Below are 4,378 nucleotides of genomic sequence, written 5' to 3' on the forward strand. Positions count from 1 at the left end.
CGGCGCAGGACGCCGCGCGCGGCTTCGGGGTGTCCTGGCGCACCGATGCGTCGGTCAGTGCGCCCACGCTGGAGTGGGTGGTCGCGGGCGATTCGCCTGACGTGGGCACGCCCACCCGCATCACGGCGGCCACGCGCGCGCTGGAGACCGAGAACGGCACGGCGCACTACCATCGCGCCGACGTGGCCGGGCTGCAGCCGGACACGCTGTATCTCTGGCGCGTGCAGGGCAACGGCACCTGGAGCGCGTGGCACCAGCTGCGCACCGCAGGCACCGCCCGGCAGCCGCTGACGTTGCTGTACTTCGGCGACACCCAGAACAAGAACCTCAGCCACGTCTCGCGCGTGCTGCGTGCGGGCATCAAGGCCGCACCGGATGCGCGCCTGAGCCTGTTCGCCGGCGACCTGGTCAGCGGTGGCGACGGCCAGGACGACAGCGAGTGGGGCGAGTGGTTCGCCGCCGCCGGCTGGCTGCCGCAGGAAACCGCCGTGGCCCCGGCCATCGGCAACCACGAGTACGTCGAGGAGTTCGAAGACACCCCGCAGGAGCGGCGCGTGCTGGGTCGGCACTGGCCGGTAACCTTCGCGCTGCCGCGCAATGGCGTGGACGCGGCCGACACCAGCACCTACTGGTTCGACTACCAGGGCGTGCGCATCGCCGTGCTCGACGGCACCTCGGCACTGGACCTGGGCACGGCGCAGGCGCAGGCCGCGTGGCTGGACACGGTGCTGGCCGACAACCCGCACCCGTGGAGCATCGTGCTGCTGCACCAGCCGTTCTATTCACCGCGCGAGGGCCGCGAGAACACCGAGCTGCGGGACGTGCTGCTGCCGGTGGTGCGCCGCCACCAGGTGGACCTGGTGCTGCAGGGCCACGACCACACCTATGGCCGTCGCGGCGAGGGGCAGGGCGCCACCCCGCAGTTCGTGGTCACCGTGGCCGGTCCCAAGCAGTACCGCCTGTCGGACGAAGCGCGTGCCACGATGGCGCCGGTGGGCGAAGACACCCAGCTCTACCAGGTGCTGAAGATCGACCCGCAGCACCTGCGCTACGAAGCACGCACGGTCACCGGCCAGCTGTACGACGGCTTCGAACTGACCCGTGCTGCCGATGGACGCAAGCGCAAGACCGAACTGACGCAGGGACGTATCGCCCCCCGCGACTGCACGCGCGCACAGACCCTGAAGGGCCGCGCCGACCGTTGCTGGGAATGACCCCCGGGCCGGGCCGTTGCGACGCGCCCGGCCGCTGCTGGAGAAGAAGATGACCCCCCGACGCGTTCTGCCCCTGGCCGCCATCGCCGCCGCCTTGCTGCTGCTGGCCGGCGCCGGCGGCGCCACCAATGCCGTGCTGCACCCGTTCCTGGCCGCCCAGCCCAGGGAGGCCCCGGACGAGGCCAACCTGGCCGTGGAAATCCCGGCCGGCAGTTTCACCAAGTACGAGATCAAGGAAGACGGTCTGGTCCACGTGGACCGCTTCCAGTCGATGCCGGTGGCGTACCCGGCCAACTACGGGTCGATGCCACGCACACTGGCCGGCGACAACGACCCGCTCGACGCGCTGGTGCTGACCCGCGAGCCGCTGCATCCCGGCGTGATCGTGCGGTTCCGTCCGATCGGGTTCCTGAAGATGCTCGACAACGGCGAACATGACGAGAAGGTCATCGGCGTACCCACCGATAAGCTCGACCCCACCTACGCCGGCATCCGCGACCTGCAGGACCTGCCGCTGATCGAACGCCAGCGCATCGAAGCCTTTTTCCGCGTGTACAAGGACCTGCCCGAAGGACGCAATCCGGTGCAGCTCGATGGCTGGGGCAACGCCGCCGAGGCCAAGGCACTGATCCGTGCCTCGATGCAGCGTTTCGACCTGCAGCAGCAGCGTCGCAAAGGGGATTGAGGCGTCGTTCGCCGTTGTATCCTCTGCCCACATGGACGAGGGCCTGGCGATGCGGAAGGCAGGGTGGGCAACGCAGCTGAGCGCGGTGCTGCTGGCATGGGAACTGCAGTTGCTGGCCGTGCCGATGACCGTGCTCGGCGTGTTTGCACTGGCCTGGTTGTGGGGCCCTGCGCATCACCCCGACCACGTGCCGATGCGGGCGGCCGTGTGCGTGGCCCTGGTCGCCTTTGTTGGCTTCTGGCGGCTGGTGCTCGGTTTCTTCCGTGCCGGCCGCCGCCTGGGCGGTACGCCGGTCTGGGCATGGGCGTGCACGGCGGCCGGCGTAGCGTTGTGCGCGGCCGGGTTGGGCGTGGGCCTGTTCGAACGCCCCACCGGGTGGGCCTACATAGGCGTCATGGGCCTGCCCATGCTGCTGCCGCTGGGGCACATGGTGGCCCTGTCGTGGTGCACCACCCGGCAACGGCCGGGCCGCTGAGCAACCGCGCCGCGCCGCCTGCTGCGCAGTTCATGGGGGTGCCTGCCCGTTGTATGCTCGGCGCTCCGCAGCCGGGGGGCAATGATGGAAAAGTCGCAGTGGGCAGACGGGTGTGGCGTGACCTTGCTGATACTTGAACTGCTGGTGCTGGCCTTGCCGGTGACCGTGCTCGATGGCATCGGCCTGCTGTTCCTGTCGCGCCCCACCGGCCACCCGGATTACGCACCGATGCTGGTTGGCGTGCTGCTGGCCAGCGTGGCATTGGTCGGCTTCTGGCGGCTTGCGTTCGGCTTCCTGCTCGATGGCCTGACCCTGCGCGATGCACCGCGCTGGGCACGCTGGTGCACAGGCACCGGCGTGTTGCTGTGCCTGGGAGCGTTGCTGGTTGCCGGCGTCTTCAACCGGCTCAACGCGCTGGCCTTCGTCGGTGTGCTTGGCCTGCCGGTGATGGTGCCGCTGGGCCACATGCTGGCGGTGTCCCGGCGCGTGCCCACGCCACCGCCGCTGCCCTAGCCGTGCTCAACCGCGCGCGGTGATCGCCTTGTCCGCGCGGCGCTTGAATACCGTCATTTCCTTCTCGGCCTGCTTGTCGCCATTGCGCTGCGCCACGGCGATGCCTTCCTGCCACGCCCGCGCCGCCGCATCGGCATCGCCGGCGGCCAGCCAGGCCTTGCCCAGCAGTTTCCAGCCCGCCGAATAGGCCGGGTTCTGTGCCACGCAGCGCTGCAGGTGCGCGGCCGCCTGGGCAGGCTCGCCCGCATCGAGCAGGCCCTTGCCCAGGCTGAAGCGCAGCAGCGCACTGTCGCGGCCGGCGTCTAGCATGCGCTGCAGGGCGGTCATGTCCATGGCGAAGCCTCCAGGTCGGCGCGGCCATCGATAGGGGTGTAGCGGCTGCGGTGGTAGGCCAGCGCCGCGCCCGGTGCGGCCTCGACGCAGACCACCCGGCCCAGGATCAACAGGTGGTCGCCCACCGGCACGCTGCGCTCAACCGTGCACAGCAGCCAGCCGACGGCGTCGCGCACCCGGGGGGCGGCACCCGCCATGTCGAGCACGTCCGTCCCCGTTGGCGTGCGGCGACGCCGCGGATCGGCGAAGTGGCGCGCCACGGCTTCCTGCGCTGAAGACAACACACTGATGCCGAAGTGCGGCGCGTCGCGGAACCTCGGCAGGTCGGCGGCGTGTTCGCCGATGCTCCATGCCACCAACGGTGGCCGCAGCGACAGCGTGGTGAACGAGTTGATCGTCATCGCCACCGGATTGCCCGCCGCCCCATGCACGGCGACCACCGCCACGCCGGTCGGGTACTGCCCGAAGACGTGGCGCAACGCCGCCGGATCCGGCCCGGTCCCGTCGGCGTCGGCGGCGATGACCGCCGCCGCGTCCAATGCCGGGCCGGTGCGCATCAGCGCCCGCCCGCCGCCTCGAACCGGCGTGCCACGTCGGCCCAGTCGATCAGGTTGAAGAACGCGCCGATGTAGTCGGGGCGGCGGTTCTGGTAGTGCAGGTAGTAGGCGTGCTCCCACACGTCCAGGCCCAGGATCGGGGTGCCGCCGGACAGGTTGGCGTACGCGCCCATCAACGGGCTGTCCTGGTTGGGGCTGCTTTCCACCAGCAGGCGACCGTCGCGGCCCAGCGTCAACCAGGCCCAGCCGCTGCCGAAGCGGGTCTGCGCGGCCTTGGTGGACGCATCCTTGAAGGCATCGTAGCCGCCCAGATCACGCTCGATCGCTGCGGCCAGCGCGCCGCTGGGCGTGCCGCCGTCGGCACTGAGCACGGTCCAGAACAGGCTGTGGTTGGCATGCCCGCCGCCGTTGTTGCGCACGGCGGTGCGGACGCTTTCCGGCAGCGCGTCGATATCGGCGATCAGCTGTTCCACCGGCATCGCCTCGATGCCGGCGTCGGCCAGCGCGGCGTTGAGGTTGTTGATGTAGGTCTGGTGGTGGCGCGCGTGGTGGATCTCCATCGTCTGCGCGTCGAAGTGCGGCTCCAGGGCGTCGTAGGCGT

At 70.4% G+C, this 4,378-nt stretch carries 7 protein-coding genes; 4 read left to right on the plus strand and 3 right to left on the minus strand.

The annotated features are described in order from the left end of the window. The 4 genes from DBR34_RS08955 to DBR34_RS08970 form a co-directional block, all read left to right on the plus strand. A partial coding sequence (locus tag DBR34_RS08955; protein WP_146186804.1) for a metallophosphoesterase family protein occupies positions 1–1,214 on the plus strand: 1,214 nt, incomplete at its 5' end. A 49-nt stretch (positions 1,215–1,263) separates the two neighbouring features. Beyond that, positions 1,264–1,899: an inorganic diphosphatase gene (locus DBR34_RS08960; RefSeq protein ID WP_128096533.1), complete on the plus strand. Its 636-nt coding sequence runs from the start codon at positions 1,264–1,266 to the stop codon at positions 1,897–1,899. Between the two features lie 31 nt (positions 1,900–1,930). Further along, positions 1,931–2,374, plus strand: a complete 444-nt coding sequence (locus DBR34_RS08965) for a hypothetical protein (protein WP_128096534.1) — start codon at positions 1,931–1,933, stop codon at positions 2,372–2,374. Positions 2,375–2,491: 117 nt separating this feature from the next. Next, the gene (locus DBR34_RS08970) at positions 2,492–2,887 is read left to right on the plus strand and encodes a hypothetical protein (protein WP_128096535.1); all 396 of its coding nucleotides are present in this window, start codon (positions 2,492–2,494) and stop codon (positions 2,885–2,887) included. Positions 2,888–2,893: 6 nt separating this feature from the next. Here the strand turns inward: DBR34_RS08970 and DBR34_RS08975 are convergent, their stop codons facing one another. The 3 genes from DBR34_RS08975 to DBR34_RS08985 all read right to left on the minus strand — a co-directional run. After that, complete coding sequence (locus tag DBR34_RS08975; protein WP_128096536.1) at positions 2,894–3,220, minus strand: tetratricopeptide repeat protein; 327 nt, start codon at positions 3,218–3,220, stop codon at positions 2,894–2,896. Next, positions 3,211–3,777, minus strand: coding sequence for a flavin reductase family protein (locus DBR34_RS08980; protein ID WP_128096537.1), 567 nt, complete (start codon positions 3,775–3,777; stop codon positions 3,211–3,213). The genes DBR34_RS08975 and DBR34_RS08980 overlap by 10 nt, the downstream gene beginning before the upstream one ends. After that, a partial coding sequence (locus tag DBR34_RS08985) for a superoxide dismutase (RefSeq protein ID WP_146186803.1) occupies positions 3,777–4,378 on the minus strand: 602 nt, incomplete at its 5' end. The genes DBR34_RS08985 and DBR34_RS08980, both read right to left, overlap by 1 nt.

It is taken from the genome of Stenotrophomonas sp. HMWF003, assembly GCF_003061285.1.
GTDB classification, from domain to species: domain Bacteria; phylum Pseudomonadota; class Gammaproteobacteria; order Xanthomonadales; family Xanthomonadaceae; genus Stenotrophomonas; species Stenotrophomonas maltophilia_AP.